Origin of the sequence: Pseudochrobactrum sp. Wa41.01b-1, from assembly GCF_019464455.1 — a bacterium.
GTDB classification, from domain to species: Bacteria; Pseudomonadota; Alphaproteobacteria; order Rhizobiales; family Rhizobiaceae; genus Pseudochrobactrum; species Pseudochrobactrum saccharolyticum.
The window spans coordinates 352110-369884 of the sequence record NZ_CP080493.1; the positions used below are offsets into that span (position 1 = coordinate 352110).

General features: G+C 48.6%; 16 protein-coding genes, 2 tRNA genes and 1 pseudogene. 7 read left to right on the forward strand and 12 right to left on the reverse strand.

Annotation, left to right across the window (positions count from 1 at the left end):
* The first annotated feature begins 17 nt into the window (after nucleotides 1-17).
* The 3 genes from gatA (at nucleotide 18) to K1X45_RS01630 (ending at nucleotide 3303) form a co-directional block, all read left to right on the forward strand.
* The gene (gatA, locus tag K1X45_RS01620; RefSeq protein WP_220159605.1) at nucleotides 18-1499 is read left to right on the forward strand and encodes an Asp-tRNA(Asn)/Glu-tRNA(Gln) amidotransferase subunit GatA; all 1482 of its coding nucleotides are present in this window, start codon (nucleotides 18-20) and stop codon (nucleotides 1497-1499) included.
* A 6-nt stretch (nucleotides 1500-1505) separates the two neighbouring features.
* The gene (locus K1X45_RS01625) at nucleotides 1506-1979 is read left to right on the forward strand and encodes a GNAT family N-acetyltransferase (protein WP_220159606.1); all 474 of its coding nucleotides are present in this window, start codon (nucleotides 1506-1508) and stop codon (nucleotides 1977-1979) included.
* A gap of 64 nt (nucleotides 1980-2043) precedes the next feature.
* Nucleotides 2044-3303 carry a type VI secretion protein ImpB gene (locus K1X45_RS01630; RefSeq protein WP_220159607.1) on the forward strand — a complete coding sequence of 420 codons (1260 nt, stop codon included), beginning with the start codon at nucleotides 2044-2046 and terminating at the stop codon, nucleotides 3301-3303.
* 285 nt (nucleotides 3304-3588) lie between these two features.
* Here the strand turns inward: K1X45_RS01630 and parE are convergent, their stop codons facing one another.
* Nucleotides 3589-5787: a DNA topoisomerase IV subunit B gene (gene parE, locus K1X45_RS01635; protein WP_220159608.1), complete on the reverse strand. Its 2199-nt coding sequence runs from the start codon at nucleotides 5785-5787 to the stop codon at nucleotides 3589-3591.
* 445 nt (nucleotides 5788-6232) lie between these two features.
* Here parE and K1X45_RS01640 point away from each other — a divergent pair, with 445 nt between their 5' ends.
* Nucleotides 6233-7165, forward strand: coding sequence for a DMT family transporter (locus K1X45_RS01640; RefSeq protein ID WP_075655794.1), 933 nt, complete (start codon nucleotides 6233-6235; stop codon nucleotides 7163-7165).
* 70 nt (nucleotides 7166-7235) lie between these two features.
* On the opposite strand, the gene lipB is transcribed toward K1X45_RS01640, so the two are convergent.
* From lipB to K1X45_RS01655, 3 genes are all read right to left on the reverse strand, one after another.
* Complete coding sequence (gene lipB, locus K1X45_RS01645; protein ID WP_151159209.1) at nucleotides 7236-7979, reverse strand: lipoyl(octanoyl) transferase LipB; 744 nt, start codon at nucleotides 7977-7979, stop codon at nucleotides 7236-7238.
* Between the two features lie 179 nt (nucleotides 7980-8158).
* On the reverse strand, nucleotides 8159-8596 hold the full coding sequence (locus K1X45_RS01650) for a hypothetical protein (protein WP_370627055.1): 438 nt from the start codon (nucleotides 8594-8596) through the stop codon (nucleotides 8159-8161).
* A 289-nt stretch (nucleotides 8597-8885) separates the two neighbouring features.
* A tRNA-Leu gene (locus K1X45_RS01655) sits at nucleotides 8886-8970 on the reverse strand.
* A 653-nt stretch (nucleotides 8971-9623) separates the two neighbouring features.
* On the opposite strand from K1X45_RS01655, the gene K1X45_RS01660 reads away from it, so the two are divergent.
* Entirely contained in the window at nucleotides 9624-10169 is a 546-nt protein-coding gene (locus K1X45_RS01660) for a recombinase family protein (RefSeq protein ID WP_220159609.1), read from the forward strand.
* A gap of 605 nt (nucleotides 10170-10774) precedes the next feature.
* Nucleotides 10775-11047: a helix-turn-helix domain-containing protein gene (locus K1X45_RS01665; RefSeq protein WP_370627056.1), complete on the forward strand. Its 273-nt coding sequence runs from the start codon at nucleotides 10775-10777 to the stop codon at nucleotides 11045-11047.
* Between the two features lie 56 nt (nucleotides 11048-11103).
* Here K1X45_RS01665 and K1X45_RS01670 read toward each other — a convergent pair whose 3' ends face one another.
* The 6 genes and pseudogenes from K1X45_RS01670 to K1X45_RS01695 form a co-directional block, all read right to left on the reverse strand.
* The gene (locus K1X45_RS01670; protein WP_220159611.1) at nucleotides 11104-11715 is read right to left on the reverse strand and encodes a hypothetical protein; all 612 of its coding nucleotides are present in this window, start codon (nucleotides 11713-11715) and stop codon (nucleotides 11104-11106) included.
* The gene (locus tag K1X45_RS01675) at nucleotides 11712-12095 is read right to left on the reverse strand and encodes a hypothetical protein (protein ID WP_220159612.1); all 384 of its coding nucleotides are present in this window, start codon (nucleotides 12093-12095) and stop codon (nucleotides 11712-11714) included. Before K1X45_RS01675 ends, K1X45_RS01670 begins: the two co-directional genes overlap by 4 nt.
* 58 nt (nucleotides 12096-12153) lie before the next feature.
* On the reverse strand, nucleotides 12154-12669 hold the full coding sequence (locus K1X45_RS01680; RefSeq protein WP_220159613.1) for a hypothetical protein: 516 nt from the start codon (nucleotides 12667-12669) through the stop codon (nucleotides 12154-12156).
* Between the two features lie 253 nt (nucleotides 12670-12922).
* The gene (locus K1X45_RS01685) at nucleotides 12923-14164 is read right to left on the reverse strand and encodes a site-specific integrase (protein ID WP_220159614.1); all 1242 of its coding nucleotides are present in this window, start codon (nucleotides 14162-14164) and stop codon (nucleotides 12923-12925) included.
* A gap of 86 nt (nucleotides 14165-14250) precedes the next feature.
* Nucleotides 14251-14335: transfer RNA gene (locus K1X45_RS01690), tRNA-Leu, on the reverse strand.
* Between the two features lie 565 nt (nucleotides 14336-14900).
* Nucleotides 14901-15561: pseudogene (locus K1X45_RS01695) on the reverse strand (patatin-like phospholipase family protein); the annotation flags it as partial.
* A 338-nt stretch (nucleotides 15562-15899) separates the two neighbouring features.
* Here K1X45_RS01695 and K1X45_RS01700 point away from each other — a divergent pair.
* Nucleotides 15900-16577, forward strand: a complete 678-nt coding sequence (locus K1X45_RS01700; protein ID WP_220159615.1) for an outer membrane protein — start codon at nucleotides 15900-15902, stop codon at nucleotides 16575-16577.
* Between the two features lie 162 nt (nucleotides 16578-16739).
* Here the strand turns inward: K1X45_RS01700 and hisI are convergent, their stop codons facing one another.
* Both hisI and folE read right to left on the reverse strand, forming a co-directional pair.
* Nucleotides 16740-17150, reverse strand: a complete 411-nt coding sequence (gene hisI, locus K1X45_RS01705; protein WP_220159616.1) for a phosphoribosyl-AMP cyclohydrolase — start codon at nucleotides 17148-17150, stop codon at nucleotides 16740-16742.
* Nucleotides 17147-17758: a GTP cyclohydrolase I FolE gene (gene folE / locus K1X45_RS01710; RefSeq protein WP_116088007.1), complete on the reverse strand. Its 612-nt coding sequence runs from the start codon at nucleotides 17756-17758 to the stop codon at nucleotides 17147-17149. The genes hisI and folE overlap by 4 nt, the downstream gene beginning before the upstream one ends.
* Between the last annotated feature and the right edge of the window lie 17 nt (nucleotides 17759-17775).

The following is a 17775-nucleotide window of genomic DNA, read 5'->3' on the forward strand; positions in this document are numbered from 1 at the left end:
TGAACAGGATTGATAGAATGACTGATTTAACCGCACTCACCATTGCCGAGGCGCGTGACAAGCTGAAGGCCAAAGCCTTTACCGCAACCGAACTGGCCGATGCCTATCTCAAGGCGATTGATGAAGCGAATGGTGCGATCAACGCCTATGTCAGCGTTACCCATGATAAAGCCCGTTCGATGGCTAAGGCTTCGGATGAACGTCTGGCAAAAGGCGAGGCCGGTGCGCTGGAAGGTATTCCGCTCGGCGTGAAAGACCTATTCGCGACCAAAGGCGATCATACGCAGGCCTGCTCGCATATTCTCGATGGCTTCAAGCCGGATTATGAATCGACTGTTACCTCCAATCTTTGGGCAGACGGTGCGGTTATGCTCGGTAAGCTGAATATGGATGAGTTTGCAATGGGCTCATCCAATGAAACCTCCTATTATGGCCCTGTGGTCAGCCCTTGGCGCGCAGAAGGCTCGGAAGAGAAGTTGGTTCCGGGTGGTTCTTCCGGTGGTTCTGCTGCGGCTGTGGCTGCACGTCTTTGCGCCGGTGCAACAGCAACTGATACTGGCGGCTCGATCCGTCAGCCTGCGGCTTTCACCGGTACAGTTGGTATCAAGCCGACTTATGGCCGTGTTTCCCGCTGGGGTACAATTGCTTTCGCATCTTCGCTCGATCAGGCAGGCCCGATTGCCCGTGATGTGCGTGACAGCGCAATTCTGCTCAAATCAATGGCGTCTGTTGATCTGAAAGATACCACTTCTGTCGATCTGCCGGTTCCTGATTATGAAGCCGCGCTTGGCAAATCCGTAAAAGGCATGAAAATCGGTATTCCGCGTGAGTATCGCATTGACGGTATGCCTGCGGAGATCGAAAAGCTCTGGGCGCAGGGCGTTAAGTGGCTGAAAGATGCCGGTGCGGAAGTTGTTGATATTTCACTGCCGCATACCGAGCAGGCACTGGCTGTTTATTACATCGTGGCTCCGGCCGAAGCATCGTCGAACCTCGCGCGTTATGACGGCGTTCGCTACGGTCTGCGCGTACCGGGTAAAGACATTGTTGAAATGTACGAAAACACCCGCGCGGAAGGTTTCGGCAAGGAAGTCAAACGCCGCATCATGATCGGCACTTATGTGCTGTCAGCCGGTTATTATGACGCTTATTACGTTAAGGCGCAGAAAATCCGCACACTGATCAAGAAAGACTTTGAAGATGTGTTTGCTGCCGGTGTGGATGCAATCTTGACACCCGCAACGCCGTCGGCTGCCTTCAAGCTGGGCGACAAGGAGCTGGCCGCTGATCCGGTGAAAATGTATCTCAATGATATCTTCACTGTGACAGTAAACATGGCTGGCCTGCCGGGTATATCTGTACCTGCCGGTCTGTCAGAAAATGGTCTGCCGCTTGGCCTGCAGCTGATTGGCCGTCCGTTTGAAGAAGAAGCACTGTTTCAGGCTGCCCATGTGATCGAACAGGCTGCTGGTCAGTTTGCGCCTAAACGCTGGTGGTAACACCGCATGCAGCTCCGGCAGGCAACAACCGCTGATCTGGCGATGATTGCCCGCATCGGAGCTGATGCATGGGCTTCCCATATATTCAGTTATGAAACAGAAGAGCCGGATCAGCGCAGACGCGCTGAACTGGCTTTTTTGCATTCAGCGCAGGATTATCTGGATTATATTCTCGTCGCTGAACAGGATGGTGTGATTTGCGGCTGGGGCGCACGCGATACCAATCAGAACTATATATCTGATATCTGGGTCGATCCGGCGCATCACGGACAAGGCATCGGCACATTGCTGGTTGATGCATTGCTGGCACAGATTGTTATGCTCGGATTTCAGACTGCGGAAATCGGCACCCATGCACGCAATTTACCTGCCATAAAGCTTTATGAGAAATGCGGTTTCCGGATTATCCGCCGCTATGAAGAATGGTCAGACAGTCTGGCGCGGGTTGTGGAAAAGGTGAAAATGCAGGCTGATTTGTAATTCAGGCTTGCCAAAATCATTTAATGTTCCTATTTTGTTCTGCGATAGTTGCGGAACAAATACCATGCGTAAACCTGATCTGCCGGAACGGCTTTATCTCGATTTTGACAGTTTTTTTGCCAGTGCCGAGCAGCAGATGAATCCTGCTTTGCAGGGCAGGCCAGTGGGCGTTGTGCCTCATGCCAGTGAATTTACCGGCCTGATTGCGGCCAGCAAAGAGGCCAAGAAACTCGGCCTGAAAACCGGCACATCGGTGCGTGAGGCGCGGGCAATCTGCCCTGAGATTGCGATTGTGGAAGCGCGGCCGGATGAATATGTCAAACTTCATCACAAAATACTGGATATTATTGATACGGTGCTGCCGATAGGCAGCGTGCGCTCAATTGATGAACTGGTTTGCCGCTTACTGCCGTCGGAGTCCCGACAGGCAGAGGCTTTGGGGCTGGCAATTAAAGCGGCATTGCGTGAGAAACTCGGCTCGGCACTGACCTGTTCTATAGGCGTTGCGCCCAATGAGCTACTGGCCAAAATTGCTGCGGAAATCGACAAGCCGGACGGCTTGGTGATTGTGCGGCCGGAAGATATTCCGCATCGCTTTCTGGAGCTGAAATTGCGTGACCTTCCGGGCATTGCCGCCGGTGTGGAAGCGCGCCTGCTGCGCTCCGGTATTGCGACGGTTGAAGAGCTCTGGAAGATCAGCCCGAAACAAGGACGGGCGATCTGGAATAGTGTTGAGGGGGAGCGTTTCATCGCCGGATTGCATGGCTATGCGGTGGAGAAACAGGAAACGCATCGCCGTATGTTCGGCCATGGCCGTGTGCTGCCACGGGACTGGCGTCAGCCGGATAAGATACTGCAATGCGCGCGGCTGCTCTGTATGAGTGCCTCGCGTCGTTTGCGTAAAGAACATTATCGCGCCGGTGCTCTGGTCTATGGCTGGCGGATCAAGGGGCAGGAATCCGTATCGGTTGAAGGTGTGTTCCCGCCGTCACGAGATGATCATTGTTTTCTCACCTGTCTCTCGCAGTTGCACCGGCGACTGCTCATGCATCCGGCATTCCGCAAGGCTGATTTCCGGCAGGTCAAGAATGTGCATATTTATCTGCATCATCTGTCCGGTGAAGTGGTCGACAGTCACGACCTGTTTGATGAGCCGCAAGACAAGCAGCGTCAGCAGCGCTGGGAACAGGTTTCAGATACGCTTGACCGCGTGCGCAAGCAATTCGGTTCGGATGTTCTGAGCCTCGGACCATCTATTGCCCCCGGATCTTATATCGGCGGTAAAATCGCTTTCGGCCGTATTCCTGATTTGGATGATTATTGAGCGTTATTGAAGTTTGAAATAGCTCAAATACCCATTGCGGTTAGTATTCAAGGAAGAGAATAACCAAGGCGATTTATTGGCTGATATGTCCTGCTATCAGACACCGTGCGCATTCCCAAAAGTGGAAAGCGTCTACACTTAGAAATCAGGTTACCAGACTGAGTTCTTGTCTTGTTTTTCATTGAGAAAAATACGGATAAAATAATAGAGCATTTCTTCTGTTTCAGAACGAACCGGAAATGTTCCATAAAAAAAGCCGGTGTTGTCACCGGCTTTTTCATTTCATTAGATGTCCAGCTCCTGAACGAATTCAGCATTTTCCTGAATGAAACGGAAGCGGGCTTCCGGCTTGGTGCCCATCAGGTCATCTACCGTAGATTTGGTCGAGCCGTTTTCATCTTCCACCAGATCCACGCGCAGCAAGGTGCGCTTCTTCGGATCCATGGTCGTTTCTTTAAGCTGGTCGGCACGCATTTCGCCAAGACCCTTAAAGCGGCCGATTTCGATCTTGCCTTTGCCGGTAAACACGGTGCGCATCAACTCATCTTTATGCGCATCATCGCGGGCATAAGCAACTTTGCCACCCTGACTGAGGCGGTAAAGCGGTGGCACAGCGAGATAGAGATGCCCGCCGGTAATCAGATGCGGCATTTCCTGATAGAAGAAAGTGATGAGCAGCGATGCAATATGTGCACCGTCAACGTCAGCATCCGTCATGATGATGATGCGGTCATAACGCAGATCATCTTCACGATAATTCTTGCGCGTACCACAGCCTAGTGCCTGCACCAGATCGCCGATCTGCTGGTTGGCTGTCAGCTTGTCACGACCGGCACTGGCCACGTTGAGGATTTTACCGCGCAGCGGCAAGATCGCCTGATTGGTTCGGTTACGCGCTTGTTTTGCAGAGCCGCCCGCCGAGTCACCCTCAACGATGAATAATTCCGCACCGGCAGCCGAATTCTGCGAGCAGTCAGCCAGCTTGCCCGGCAGACGCAATTTGCGTGTTGCAGTCTTACGGGTGGTTTCTTTTTCCTGACGGCGACGCAGACGCTCTTCCGCACGCTCAACAACCCAGTCGAGCAGTTTGGAAGCCTCCTGCGGCGAAGCAGCCAGCCAGTGGTCAAACGGATCACGGATCGCATTTTCTACGATACGCTGCGCTTCAACCGTTGCCAGCTTGTCTTTGGTCTGACCGACAAACTCCGGTTCGCGGATGAAGACCGACATCATACCGGCGGCAGAAATCATCACGTCATCAGTGGTAATCACCGAAGCGCGTTTATTATTGGTCAGTTCCGCATAGGCTTTGAGACCGCGTGTCAGCGCCAGACGCAGACCCGCTTCATGCGTGCCGCCTTCGCCGGTCGGAATGGTGTTACAATAGGAGTGGACGAAACTGTCGCCGCCATACCATGCAATCGCCCATTCAACGGCACCGTGACCGCCTTGTTTTTCGGTCTTGCCGGAGAAAATCTCTCTGGTGACCATAAATTCTTTGCCTAGTGAGGCGGCGAGAAAGTCCTTCAGACCACCCGGAAAATGGAAAACGGCTTTTTCCGGAATGCCTTTTTTCGGATCGAGCAAAGACGGGTCGCAGGACCAGCGAATTTCTACGCCACCGAACAGATAGGCTTTTGAGCGTGCCATGCGGTACAGACGCTCAGGATCAAATTTTGCATTCTTACCGAAAATATCCGGATCGGGATGGAAACGCACACGCGTACCGCGACGGTTATGCACTTCGCCCAGTTCTTCCAGATCGCCCAATGGCAGGCCGCGCGAAAAGCGCAGACGATAGAGACGACGGGCACGCGCCACTTCGACTTCCAACAGGTCGGACAGTGCATTGACCACCGAAACACCCACGCCGTGCAAACCGCCGGAGGTTTCATAGGCTTTGCCGTCAAATTTACCACCCGCGTGAAGCTTGGTCATAATCACTTCAAGCGTGGATTTGCCCGGCACCTGCGGGTGGTTTTCAACCGGAATACCGCGTCCGTTATCGCTGACAGTCAGGAAGCCTTCAGCATCGAGATTAACATCAATGAAATTGGCATGACCGGCAACAGCTTCGTCCATCGCATTGTCGATGACTTCGGCAAACAAATGGTGCAGTGCTTTTTCGTCGGTACCGCCGATATACATGCCCGGACGTAAACGTACCGGCTCCAGCCCTTCAAGAACACGAATGGCGGAAGCGTTATAATCGCTGCCATCGGAACTTGCCGGAGCTGAACGGAGTTCAGCGACAGGTGCAGAAGTCGGAGCGGGGCGAAGCTCTGCGACTGGTTTTGGAGCAGGCTCAACGACAGCAGGTTTGGCAGGAGCAGGGCGCAACTCTGCTGCCGACTTTGCAACAGGTGCAGGCTCAAGAGGGGACGAAACAGTTTCGGCAACACTGACCGGAGATTCAGACTGTATCGCCTGACGTCCGCGTGCATTGCTGAGAATATTCGAAAAAAGATCGTCGCTATTATCCATGTGAAATGGCTGGCCTGTTCGTTCAAATAGATACGGAGCATTTTGCGGCTGAAAGAATGCTTCAGCTTCGCAGAAATGCGGGAAAACAAAGTTACGAAACGGATTTTCTGTTTCAGGAAAACCAGAACCGCTTCGGAATTACGGAAAATCGAATCACAGATAGTTTGGCATGTTTATATCGCTAAAGCGATAAAGGTTCCCTTTACGTTCCTGTTTAAATGCCGGTAATCCTGACTTTTCCGCAGATTTATTTTGTTTGAACAATTATATCGGAATTGTCAAATCATGCCGCAACCAATCCGCGACAGCATAGCGGGCTCTGTGTCCTTATGGTGACGGTTTAGCACAATCAGACAGGGGGCGGGAGAGAGTGGTTGCTTAAACATATAAGCCGTGATGAGAACAGAGAATGAAATGAAGGCGGCTCTGCCGCAGGGGAATGAAAATGCAAGACCGGTTACAGCCGCATGTGCGCGGAATGATTACGATGATCTGTGCCATGCTTATTGTGCCGCTTATGGATGCAACCGGCAAATGGCTGGCAATGGAAGAGAATATTCCGCCTGCCACCATCAGCTTCATGCGTTTCTTTGTGCAGGGGCTGATTAGTTTGGGTGCAATTGTCCTGTTCAGTCGCGGACTTGGCCTTAAAACAGAGCATCTCTGGGGTAATCTGTTTCGTGGCTGTCTGCTTGCTCTCGGCAGCCTGTGCTTTTTCACGGCGGTAAAATATATGCCGTTGGCCGATGCGCTGGCCGTGTTCTTTGTTGAACCGCTCATTCTCACAGTTCTTTCGATGATTTTTCTTAATGAGAAGGTGGGCTGGCGTCGTCTAAGCGCCGTGCTGGTTGGTCTGCTCGGAACCGTGATCGTGATTCAGCCAAGCTGGAGCGTGTTTGGCTGGGTATCGGTTCTGCCGATGATTTCAGCTTTTCTGTTTGCGGTATATCTGGTGCTAAACCGTAAATTCGGCCTCAATGAACGTCCCGTCGTCATGCAGCTTTATGCCGGTATCGGCGGCAGTATCATGGGGCTTGCTGTTATGATCTTCGGTGAAGCTGCGGCTATTCCCGATCTGCAATTTGTACTGCCTACCTCGCTGTTCCCGTGGTTCATGCTGATCATGATCGGTGTCTTTGCAGCCAGCGGCCATTTGCTGGTAGTGCAGGCATTTCAGCTGGCACCGGCATCTATTCTTGCACCGTTTCAATATGTTGAAATCGTTATGGCAGTGACCGTTGGTCTGATCTTCTTCGGGGATTTCCCAAGCCTGTCAAAGTGGTTCGGCATCGCCATTATTATCGGCTCCGGTATTTATGTTTTCATCCGCGAGCAAAAGCGCAGTGCTGAAGCGGAGAAGGCAATGCTTTCCGCATGAGTGAAAAAAGTAAAGGCGGCTCAAAAGCCGCCTTTATCATTTTAAAATAATATGTTGTTTGATGTTTTTATTATTTCACATCACCAAAAACATCATTGAAACTTTGCTTCAACGCCACATCCAGATCATCCATGGAGACCGGCAATCCCAGATCAACAAGGCTGGTCACGCCATGTTCGGCAATGCCGCAGGGAACAATACCGCCGAAATTTTCAAGCTGCGGTTCTACATTGATTGAAATGCCGTGAAAGCTGACCCAGCGACGCAAACGAATACCGATTGCAGCAATCTTGTCTTCAGCCATTGAGCCATCGGCGAGACGAGGTTTTTCAGGGCGCATAACCCAGACACCCACGCGGTCTTCGCGGCGCTCACCTTTGACATTAAAGCTGTCAAGCGTGCGGATAATCCATTCTTCGAGCGCGGCCACAAAGGCACGAATATCTTCGCGACGTCGTTTCAGATCCAGCATGACATAGGCTACGCGTTGCCCCGGACCATGATAGGTAAACTCACCGCCGCGCCCTGTCTTGTAAACCGGGAAACGATCAGGTGACAGCAGGTCTTCTTCACGGGCACTGGTGCCTGCAGTATAAAGCGGCGGGTGTTCCACAAGCCAGACCAGCTCATTGGCCGTACCGTCACGAATGGCTGCGACGCGGGCTTCCATAAACGCTTCAGCATCCGGATAGGCTGTGAGGCCGTCAGCAACCAGCCATTCAACAGGCGGAGAGCCGTCAGCAGCCTGAAAACGTGCAGATAGATCATTACGGTTTGTCGCTGGGCGACTCTGTGCAGGGGAATTTTCTGTCATGATGGCATTCAGGTAGAGATTACAGCTCAAAAAATCCAGATGGCAAATTGACCGCCTTTATTTGAAAGGCTCTACTCTGTGCGCATCAGATGTCGTAATGGCAAGAGCAACATCACTATCGCCATGTCGCTGTGTAAATGACGAAACTACAGCAATGGGACACGGGTGTTGTGCAGGCTTTACTCTGTATCCTTTAGCCAATAGTGCTCACGAATATTTTGAGCGTTTTTAATCACGAATTCTGCAATTTGTGGGTCTCCGCCTTCAAATGTTTCAGGATCAGCTCCACACAGAAGTGCGTATAACTGCTGATGCGCTAAGGCGATATAATAATCCTGTGGCGGTGCATCTTCGTCGATTCCGGCTGCTTTTAATTCATTCGCCGTTTGTACGTAGGCATCACTGAGAGATTTCTTGATCGCAAGCATCATCCTGTGCTCATTCTGTGCTTTGATGTCGGAGTATTTCTCTTCCATTGAAGGTGTCAGTGAGTTGCTTGTGCTCAAAGGGGCTTCCTTAGCTGAAAGTACAATAGTGATAATCAAGTCATAAAATATGCGGATGGTGAAATTGTGCCGCACCTTATCGATCACCAGCGCTTCGGTAAAGCGAGTCATTTTGCCCGTAAAGGCCGCTGTCGCCGGCCTGTATCAGCGACGGTGTCAACGATCTTCTTATTGGTAATTATCGAAGAGGCTTAGTGCTCAAGCATATGCAGAGGAGGGGTAAAGTATGTTTCTTTATAAAAAGGCCATCTCAACTAATCTGACAAGGTGAGGGGCTTGTTTCAAATTAGAAAGTAAAATCAATAGGTACTTTAGAATAGAAGATAAGGGAGAAAGCATTTAATAAGCTTCAATAGGTCCTTGCTATTGTTGCTTTTTCTTCCTGATTGTAAGGAGAGAATGGTGCGGTCGAGAAGACTCGAACTTCCACGGGTTGCCCCACAGCGACCTCAACGCTGCGCGTCTACCAATTCCGCCACGACCGCACTGTGTGGTAGAAACCGAATTGCTTCGGTGAGGGCGATGTAGCAAATCACTATTGCAGTGACAAGGGGCTTATATTCAATAATTTCAAACGGTTTCAGAGTTTCCTTAAGGTGACACTCGAATGATTGTTTTTCAGTCTTTGTGTTGTACCCTTTGGCCGTCTTGAATGTCAGCTAAGAGAAAAGCGCAGACAAGCCATTCAAAGGTAAATAGTTAGAAGTCGGCCATTGTGTACCTCGTGTGGTTCAAAATGTGTACCTCTGATTGAACCATTAGCAGTACTTGTAGGGAAACCGATGCCAAACGTATGTTGGAAGCATTCTTGCATTACTCATTCTCAGGCGCGAGTTTCAAGGAAGTCCGAGCGCATGCTAAAGCTTCAATTGATCTGACCCTTAATCTACAGCACAGGCGAACAGCAACTCAGCAATTGGCTGAGTTATGTTTAGAAGCAACAGGCTCAACAGTGGCTGTTTTTAAAATTCTTGCCGCGCCTAATGGTTGACCTAAGCTGAACTTAGCTCATTGATGAATCTACCCCTATTAGTTTCCATGTCTCAAATCTAAACTTTTGGGACAAGTCTATTGACCTGTCTCAAAACAGTCTCTAAACACTAGTCTACAAACAGTCTTAGAGATTTGGAGACGGAAGATGATTGTTGCCTATGCTCGTGTTAGTTCCCTTGGACAAGACCACAGCGGCCAGATTGAACGCTTACAGGTGGCAGGTGCTGAGAAGATATTCAGCGAAAAGCAATCAGGCTTAGACAAAGACAGGGAACAACTCGCTGAGGCGCTTAACTTTGTGCGTGAAGGTGATACGCTTATCATCACCAAGCTCGACCGCCTTGCCCGTTCAGCCGCCCACCTTCACCAGATACTTGAATTGCTGGACAAGAAAGGTGTGGGGTTCAAGGTGCTGGACGATGCAGCCCTAGACACAACCACCAGAACCGGCAAACTCATGTTCGGTATTCTGGCTTCTATGGCAGAGTTCGAAACGGCTTTACGCAAAGAGCGGCAGCTTGAAGGTATTGCCAAGGCGAAGGAAAGAGGCGACACAGGCGGTCGTCCTAAGACTGTGGATGAAGCCGCAATAAGGACACTCAAAGCAGAAGGCAAGTCCGTGCCTGAGATTATTAAGATCACCGGTGTAAGTCGTGCAGCCGTCTATCGGGCATTGAGCGATAAGGTGTAATAATTGCGCTCATCTTTTTCATGGGGTGATTATGTGTTTTCGTGACCATAGCCACCCCATACAATTTATGTCGTTGGGCTATTATTGTCTCAGTAACGAGAGCCGTAACTGCGTCTACCTGAGTTATAACCGCCATAACTATTGCTACGGGTAGTGCTGCGGCTACCATAGCTATATGAACCATAGTTGTTACGAGGGCGGTAAGAAGGCGATACAGTACCTCTCTGGCCTGTATAGGGATTGACGTTCCCGCGTGTGGAATAGTTATTGTATGTGTTTCGATCAGGGCTAGTACGATAATGCGGTGCTACATATGTGCCATTGCTGCGCGTGTATCCGCGAGTATATGTATCTGCCATTGCTGATGAAGTAAAAATAACGGCCGTCATAGCCATTAAGATGGTTCTAAATTTCATTGTCTTTAAAGCCCTGTGGAATGAGTGAATATTTATAAACAGCATCTACTCGGCATAAAAGACTTCATCAAGAGTTATAATTATATAATAATTAATTATTTTATTTATCCTTGATTTTAACTGCGACAAATCAATTCATTTAAATACCGTGTCATTCAAATGGCCGTAAGAGACGCGCTGATAGCGTTCATGGTTGGCAACACACAGGCACAGGCGGAAGCAACGAAAGAAGCTCAGAAGGCCGGTATTGCCAATGCTAAGGCCAAGGCTGATGCGAACGACTACAAGGGCAGGAAGCCAAGCTACAGCCGTGACAAATACGATCAAGTGATTGATCTACTGGGCAAAGGTGCCTCCGTCACTCAGGCGGCAACCGAGGCAGGCCTCACACGCCAAACCATCTACCGCATTAAGGATGAACCCGCAGCGGTAGAGAAAGCCTTGGCAATGTGGGGACTGTGATTGTTATGGGGTGATTATGTTTTTTCGTAGGGGGAGCAATAAAGGTAAACGTTTAGCTAACCGAACCATCGAGGTAAATCTGGAAATTCTTTCGTACAAGCCGAAATTATATTCTCATATATGATTTGATCGTCCGTCTTATGTGTGCTGAGACTAAGATAGTAATTTTTGTCATTATGTCTGGCAAACACTATCCATTCCCCTGTTAGCTTTCCTTGGCGATAACGGTTTTCATATGGTTCAGTTGAGAGGCGTCGAGCAAATTCTGACACCATCTCGCGAGTAATGGTGTTTGAAACTTGAGGGTTAAATATTTCTTCCGCCATTTTTAACATGCCATTCTTGCCTAATCCTAATAAGAGGTTGCTAGCATAGAACCTTGCTGTGAAATAATGCTTGTGCCACAAGCCACGCAATGGCGGATTGCGAAATTGGGTGGCAGTCTTCGTCCCGCTAGTAGTGGAGTTCGACTCTAACTCATACACAGACTGTAATACCTCTTCGGGGGCTATTCCGTATACGTGAGCTAACATATACATTTCGACCCAAAAAAGCTCTGACATACGGGAGGCCAGTTCATTGTTCCCGATATATAAGTATTTTAGCTCTGCAACTGCTTCTCTACTCGCTGTAAATATTTTTTCATTTAATTGAATATGCCAATTCATGACATGAGCCTGACTATATTCATCATGGGTTGACTTTGGTTTTTTGATTGTTGCGCTGCTAGCGTGCCCTTCATTGCAGTTGACGCAGGCAATTTAACTGCATCCACACAATCTAAAATAGGTGACAGTTCAATCGCGAAACCTGCATTTTCGCCTATCGCTAACTTACCGATACCTAGTAATAAAACATGGCTGGACGCTATAAAAGCATTGCCCGATGAATACAGGGAGTAATGCAATGTGCTAGTTTTAAAGTCCATAGACTCCAGCGTAGGCTCAGCGTCAGAGAAGCTTTCTCTTAAGTTTCCCCTGTGATTATTACACATACGTGAACGAATAAAGAATACTTCCAACAGCCGATTGTTAGCCGCCATTATCATTGCACTTTAATTTCCTTTCGTGAAATAATTATAAGTATTAATTAAATATTATTTAACATTAAATACTATTGGTTATCTTGATGTTAATATGTGGGAGTGCGCAAAAAATACTAAGAACCATAGATACAGCCAAAATATATTTTTCTTTGTTCGTGCATTCCATAACGCTCTTCATAAATTTTCTTTCTCCAATAATTTCTAACTGAAGTTGATCTGTAAACTGCGGGCACGCTCGTCTAACTTGTATAATAAGATCGGTAACATCTTTGTCACTTATTGTAATTTTTCCGTTGTGTGCAAAATCGTTTCTATGATCATTTAATGTTTTAAATGGAACGAGAAAATTGTCATGAATACCAATAATTCGACATAGTTCTAACTTTTGTGCAAAATTCCAATTATTGGCTTTTCGTTTAGTTCTTCCATCTGTGAATTTTGCAAGCACATGTTCGATTGCTTGCTCCACCTCAAAATGACAGCGTATTATTGAGCCGATTTCGTCCTCGCTAAATAATGCATCTGTTAGCCGCTTCGTGTTTACATCATAATCAAATACAACTGTACCAATATTCAAAGCAGTCTCCTTACATATCTAAATTTCACCGTTGCATGAAATTAATATAACTATGATTTATAGTTTTCATAAATGAAAATATAATTTTATTGCGTAATATAATATAATGCTATTCTAATTAATTCGCAGAGATGTGCCTTTATCCATATGATATCATGAATATAATATTCGCTATGATGGCTTATATGTTGGGGTTTGATGAGAAGTGTGCTGCATGGTGCTGTAATTGTGGATGATGCATGGTTAAGGTGATCTAACTAATCTCGGCTGCTTTCGCCAATGCCTTATGTGCCATTTCCAATCTCACCTCAGCGCCACCGTATCGCTCACTCATACCGCCGCTTGAGTGTCCGAGAACAAGGTTCCTATCAAATTCAGAAACATCAGCGCGAGTTAGCTTGTCTTCCATGCCGTGACGCAGTGAATGGACGGTGTGTTTTGGATTGTCTGAAACAACTCTGAGATGCTTCATGAGGGCGGCTGATGCACTGTCAGCACCACGCACACGACCATAGCGGGGAAACAGAAAGGTGTTATCTCCGGCTTCTTTGAGGGCGCTGTTGACTGCAATTAATGCGTCTCTGACAAGTGGCACTTTACGGATTGAACCATTTGTTTTGAGTCGTCGGTGGTCGTGAAAAACCAGATCAATATAGGGAATTTCACCATCTAGTCGAACGTCCGATTTGAGTAGGCCAGTCACTTCACCAAGGCGACAACCGGTGCCTTCAACAATCTGCCATATGTTCCTTATGTCAGGTGCTGCATGGATAGCAAGTCGTTCCTGCATCGCATCTAGAACTTCAGCAGGGAGCGGGTCTCTCTCTTCTCTGGCTACTGTATCAATCTTGATAGGTAAATTGAGAAACGGATTTATTGCGTCCCGTATATCGTACTCCCTGAGACCAAGATTCACCATAGCGCTCACATCACACAGATAGCGCTTGACCGTGATAGGTGTCATTTCCAGCTTGTTTAACATACGGTCGCGGACTTCACGAGCATGACTGCGGGTGAGGTCGGACAGCAAGCAGTCAGGCTCAATCACTGCATGAAGGTGAGTCATAACGCGCTCAATACGGGCAGTCTTATGGCGCTCGTTAATATCCCCGATAATGCGCTCATGTAGGTAGAGCTGTTTTGCATCTGCCAAAGTTGGTCTGTGCGCTTTGACTTTGTGGTGACTGCTCTTTGCTTGTTCCGGTGGTGAGGTGCTGACAGTCGCTTCTGTATGAGAGCCTGTGTACACATCCATAGAGCGCAGTTGGTCGGTAGCACTTAGGACAGGGCGTTGTTGTGCTGCGTGATTCGAGGTCAGACGTTCAAATTCAGCATGGACATGCGGCCAGTTACGCAGAGCCTCGCGTCGAGTATCACCAAGAAGTCTTTTAAATTCACTTTGAGGGAAGGTTGTCCGAGCTGCTTTGGGAACCCTACGGCGATAATGCCAAGTGCCAGCATTTGTCAGGACTACGTATTTCAGCGACAAACCCATTGTGTACTTCCTGTGTACTCGAATGTGTACCTAAGAAGTGCTGAAACTGTTATGTTATTGAAATATAAGGGGCAATGAAAGCCAAATGGTGCGGTCGAGAAGACTCGAACTTCCACGGGTTGCCCCACAGCGACCTCAACGCTGCGCGTCTACCAATTCCGCCACGACCGCACTGTGTGGTAGAAACCGAACTGCTTCGGTGAGGGCGATGTAGCAAATCACTATTGCAGTGACAAGCCAAATTATTCGTTTCATTGCATTTTTTTAAAACTAATTCACAGAAGCCCGTTTTTCTCCCGCAAAACCGCGTTTTTATAATCCCTTCAATAGGATGAACCGGAGTTATTTTCTTCACTGAACGCTTAGTCAGCTATATTTTCCGGAATCAAATTGTCAAAAAACTGAAAAGATTCGTCTTTTGAGCCGGAATTTTTGATTCAAAAGATGACGCGTTGCAATCTTTCAATATTTTCCAGCTGTTTGCGGGTTTCCTGATAGCCGATATCAATAGTTTCAGCCGCGCGGTGAAACTCGGTCAGGCCGATATGGCCGATGCTTGGCATCAAAGCGATGTCCGGCGGATCGCCGGCCATACGGGCGCGCGAGATTCTGTCCTGTATAATATTGAAAGCGTCCATCATTACGCCGGTTATGCCCAAGCGTGATTCATGGCTTATTACCCCTGCCTGAGCAGGGTTGATTGTGTCTTCCTGTCCGGCGCGTGCTGGGCTTGTATATTTGACAACGGCTGCGCGGCCGAACTGGTCATAGTTGAGATTGACGGCCAGAACCAATTGCTGCTCATAGGCGCGGCATACGGAAACCGGAACCGGATTGACCAATGCGCCGTCCACAAGCAGCCGGTGGTCGTAACGGATCGGTTCAAAAACGCCCGGCAATGCATAAGAGGCGCGCATTGCCATAATAAGTGAGCCGGTGGAGAGCCAGATTTCGTGCCCTGTGCGTAATTCAGTGGCGACGGCCACATAAGGACAGGGCAAGTCATCAATATTCAATCCGTCGAGATGCTGGTGCAATTTGCGATCCAGTTTCATGCCGCCGAATAATCCGCTGCCACGAAATGTAATATCCATCAGGCTGAACATGCGTCTGCGCGTAAGGGAGCGTGCAAACTCTTCCAGCTCATCCAGTTTTCCTGCCAGATAACAGCCGCCGACAAGCGCCCCTATTGAGGTGCCTGCAATCATAGATATTTTGATATTGGCTTCATTCAGTGCGCGTAATACGCCGATATGTGCCCATCCGCGTGCCGAACCGCCGCCTAAAGCAAGAGCAATTGGCTGGGGTGTTTTAAGAATAACAGGTTTGGGAATTTCCGCCTGAGCCGGTGCATTGGCAGCAGCAGTTGTGCGGCGGCGCGGTACCCATGAAAGCATGCAATATCTCCCGAATATACCTGTGTTTGCAACCAGAATACAGGAACAAGTATATTCAGACTATGGCTTTCATGCGATGGCAGTGCAAGGCAATTCATGCAGTTATAAATTGCAGAAAACGCATAAAACAATATGAATTATGTAAATTTAATGTAATTTTAATTATTATTAATTGATTTTTAAGTAATCTTATTGATGTTTATTTGTATTTACTTTTATTTTTCAAATTAACGCAATAGTAACCATAAGCTCTTCTGAATATACATGTTGCAATATTGTTACAGCATTTTTATCCGGTTGGTGTAAAACAAGATCAAGAAAGATTTTGAGGTTCTCCCATGTTTAATAAAGTCATCCTCGCTGCTTCAGCAGCTGTTCTGTTCTCCGGCACTGCAATGGCTGCAGACGCTATCGTTTACAACGAACCTGCGCCAGCCGTTGAAGTGAATACCTTCAGCTGGGAAGGCGGTTATGTTGGTGCCAATGCCGGTTACGGTTTTGGTAAGATGAAAGAAGACGGCGTCAGCATCAAGCCACGTGGCTTTGTTGGTGGTGTGCAGGCTGGTTACAACTGGCAGTTCGATCAGGTTGTTGCCGGTATCGAAGCCGACTTCCAGGGCTCGACCATGAAGAAATCGGTTGATTTCTATGATGCAGCCGGCGCCTACGAAGGCACTGTAAAAGGTAAAGTCCAGTGGTTCGGTACAGTTCGTGGTCGTCTGGGTGCAGATATTGCTGAACGCACCATGCTCTACGGTACAGCCGGTCTTGCTTACGGTAAAGTGAAGATCGAAGGCTATGATGCTGCTCAGGATGTGTCTGCAAGCGCTTCCAAGACCCGCGCTGGCTGGACTGCCGGTGCCGGTGTAGAACACGCCTTCACTGACAATGTAACTCTGAAGACAGAATATCTCTACACTGACCTGGGCAAAGTTAAGTTCCGCGACGGTGCAGATGTATCCAAAGTTAAAACCAACTTCCACACTGTGCGCGTTGGTGTAAACTACAAGTTCTGATAGTCTGACGGGAGGTGAAGGACGCCTCTTATGTCTTCAAAATTTCTTTCGCCGGATTTGATATTTGGCGAAAGAGCCGTCCTCCAGACAAAAAGCCCTGCGTAATTAATATTGCGCAGGGCTTTTGTGTTTCATGTTAATAAACAAACCTAATAGTTTGATTTATTTATGTAAAATGACGTTGTTGCCTGAAATATCTACCGTGCGGTAAAAGCAGGAGTGACGATCAGTGTGACATGTCGGGCCATTACCGGCAACTCTGACCTTGAGCCACAGGGCATCCTGATCGCAGTCTGTGCGCATCTCAATAACAGTCTGCAGATTACCGGAGGTTTCGCCTTTCTTCCAAAGCGACTTGCGTGACCGCGACCAGTAATGGGCAATGCCGGTTTCCAGTGTCAGCCGCAGGGCTTCGCTGTTCATATGCGCAACCATCAGCAATTCGCCGTCATCCGCACTTGTTACAACTGCGGTTATCAGACCTGAACTGTCAAAGCGGGGCGCAAAGACAGCACCTTCCTCGGTGCTGTGCTTGTCGGTTTGCGCAGGGAAATCGGCAGGCAATCGGGTCATGAACCGCTCCGCAGCATGGTCATGAACCGAACCTGATTGGCAACATCCTGCTCGAAAGCGCCTGTAAAGGTGGTCGTCAATGTGGTTGATCCCTGTTTGCGAATGCCGCGCATAGCCATGCACATATGTTCCGCTTCAATCAAGACAGCAACGCCGAGGGGCTTGAGAATATTCTGAATGCTGTGAGCAATCTGCGCAGTCATGCTTTCCTGTGTTTGCAGACGATGGGCAAACATATCAACGACACGCGCAATTTTTGACAGGCCGACAACAGAGCCATTCGGCAGATAGCCGATATGCGCCTTGCCGATAATCGGCACCATATGGTGTTCGCAATGCGAGAAAAACTTGATGTCTTTGATCAGAACCATGTCTTTGTAGCCGGCAACTTCTTCAAAAACAGTGCCGAGCTCTTCTTCCGGTGACTGATGATAGCCGGAAAACAGTTCTTTATAGGCTTTTGCCACGCGTTTCGGGGTTTCAAGCAACCCTTCGCGCGACGGATCTTCTCCCATCCAGAGCAGCAATGTTTTTACAGCGGCCTCTGCTTCAGCCTTTGTCGGGCGTGCAACATTGCTGGTCTGTGAATCGGAAATGTGCTTGTTCATATCGAGCTCCCGTAGTC

What these genes read in the sequence shown, in the direction of transcription:
- lipB (WP_151159209.1), bottom strand. Translation starts at nt 7,979, where the DNA reads ATGACAGAAAATTCCCCTGCACAGAGTCGCCCAGCGACAAACCGTAAT.
- gatA (WP_220159605.1), top strand. Translation starts at nt 18, where the DNA reads ATGACTGATTTAACCGCACTCACCATTGCCGAGGCGCGTGACAAGCTG.
- K1X45_RS01665 (WP_370627056.1), top strand. Translation starts at nt 10,775, where the DNA reads ATGGTTGGCAACACACAGGCACAGGCGGAAGCAACGAAAGAAGCTCAG.
- K1X45_RS01675 (WP_220159612.1), bottom strand. Translation starts at nt 12,095, where the DNA reads ATGATAATGGCGGCTAACAATCGGCTGTTGGAAGTATTCTTTATTCGT.
- K1X45_RS01630 (WP_220159607.1), top strand. Translation starts at nt 2,044, where the DNA reads ATGCGTAAACCTGATCTGCCGGAACGGCTTTATCTCGATTTTGACAGT.
- K1X45_RS01650 (WP_370627055.1), bottom strand. Translation starts at nt 8,596, where the DNA reads ATGACTCGCTTTACCGAAGCGCTGGTGATCGATAAGGTGCGGCACAAT.
- hisI (WP_220159616.1), bottom strand. Translation starts at nt 17,150, where the DNA reads ATGACCCGATTGCCTGCCGATTTCCCTGCGCAAACCGACAAGCACAGC.
- folE (WP_116088007.1), bottom strand. Translation starts at nt 17,758, where the DNA reads ATGAACAAGCACATTTCCGATTCACAGACCAGCAATGTTGCACGCCCG.
- K1X45_RS01700 (WP_220159615.1), top strand. Translation starts at nt 15,900, where the DNA reads ATGTTTAATAAAGTCATCCTCGCTGCTTCAGCAGCTGTTCTGTTCTCC.
- K1X45_RS01625 (WP_220159606.1), top strand. Translation starts at nt 1,506, where the DNA reads ATGCAGCTCCGGCAGGCAACAACCGCTGATCTGGCGATGATTGCCCGC.
- K1X45_RS01640 (WP_075655794.1), top strand. Translation starts at nt 6,233, where the DNA reads ATGCAAGACCGGTTACAGCCGCATGTGCGCGGAATGATTACGATGATC.
- K1X45_RS01670 (WP_220159611.1), bottom strand. Translation starts at nt 11,715, where the DNA reads ATGAATTGGCATATTCAATTAAATGAAAAAATATTTACAGCGAGTAGA.
- K1X45_RS01660 (WP_220159609.1), top strand. Translation starts at nt 9,624, where the DNA reads ATGATTGTTGCCTATGCTCGTGTTAGTTCCCTTGGACAAGACCACAGC.
- parE (WP_220159608.1), bottom strand. Translation starts at nt 5,787, where the DNA reads ATGGATAATAGCGACGATCTTTTTTCGAATATTCTCAGCAATGCACGC.
- K1X45_RS01685 (WP_220159614.1), bottom strand. Translation starts at nt 14,164, where the DNA reads ATGGGTTTGTCGCTGAAATACGTAGTCCTGACAAATGCTGGCACTTGG.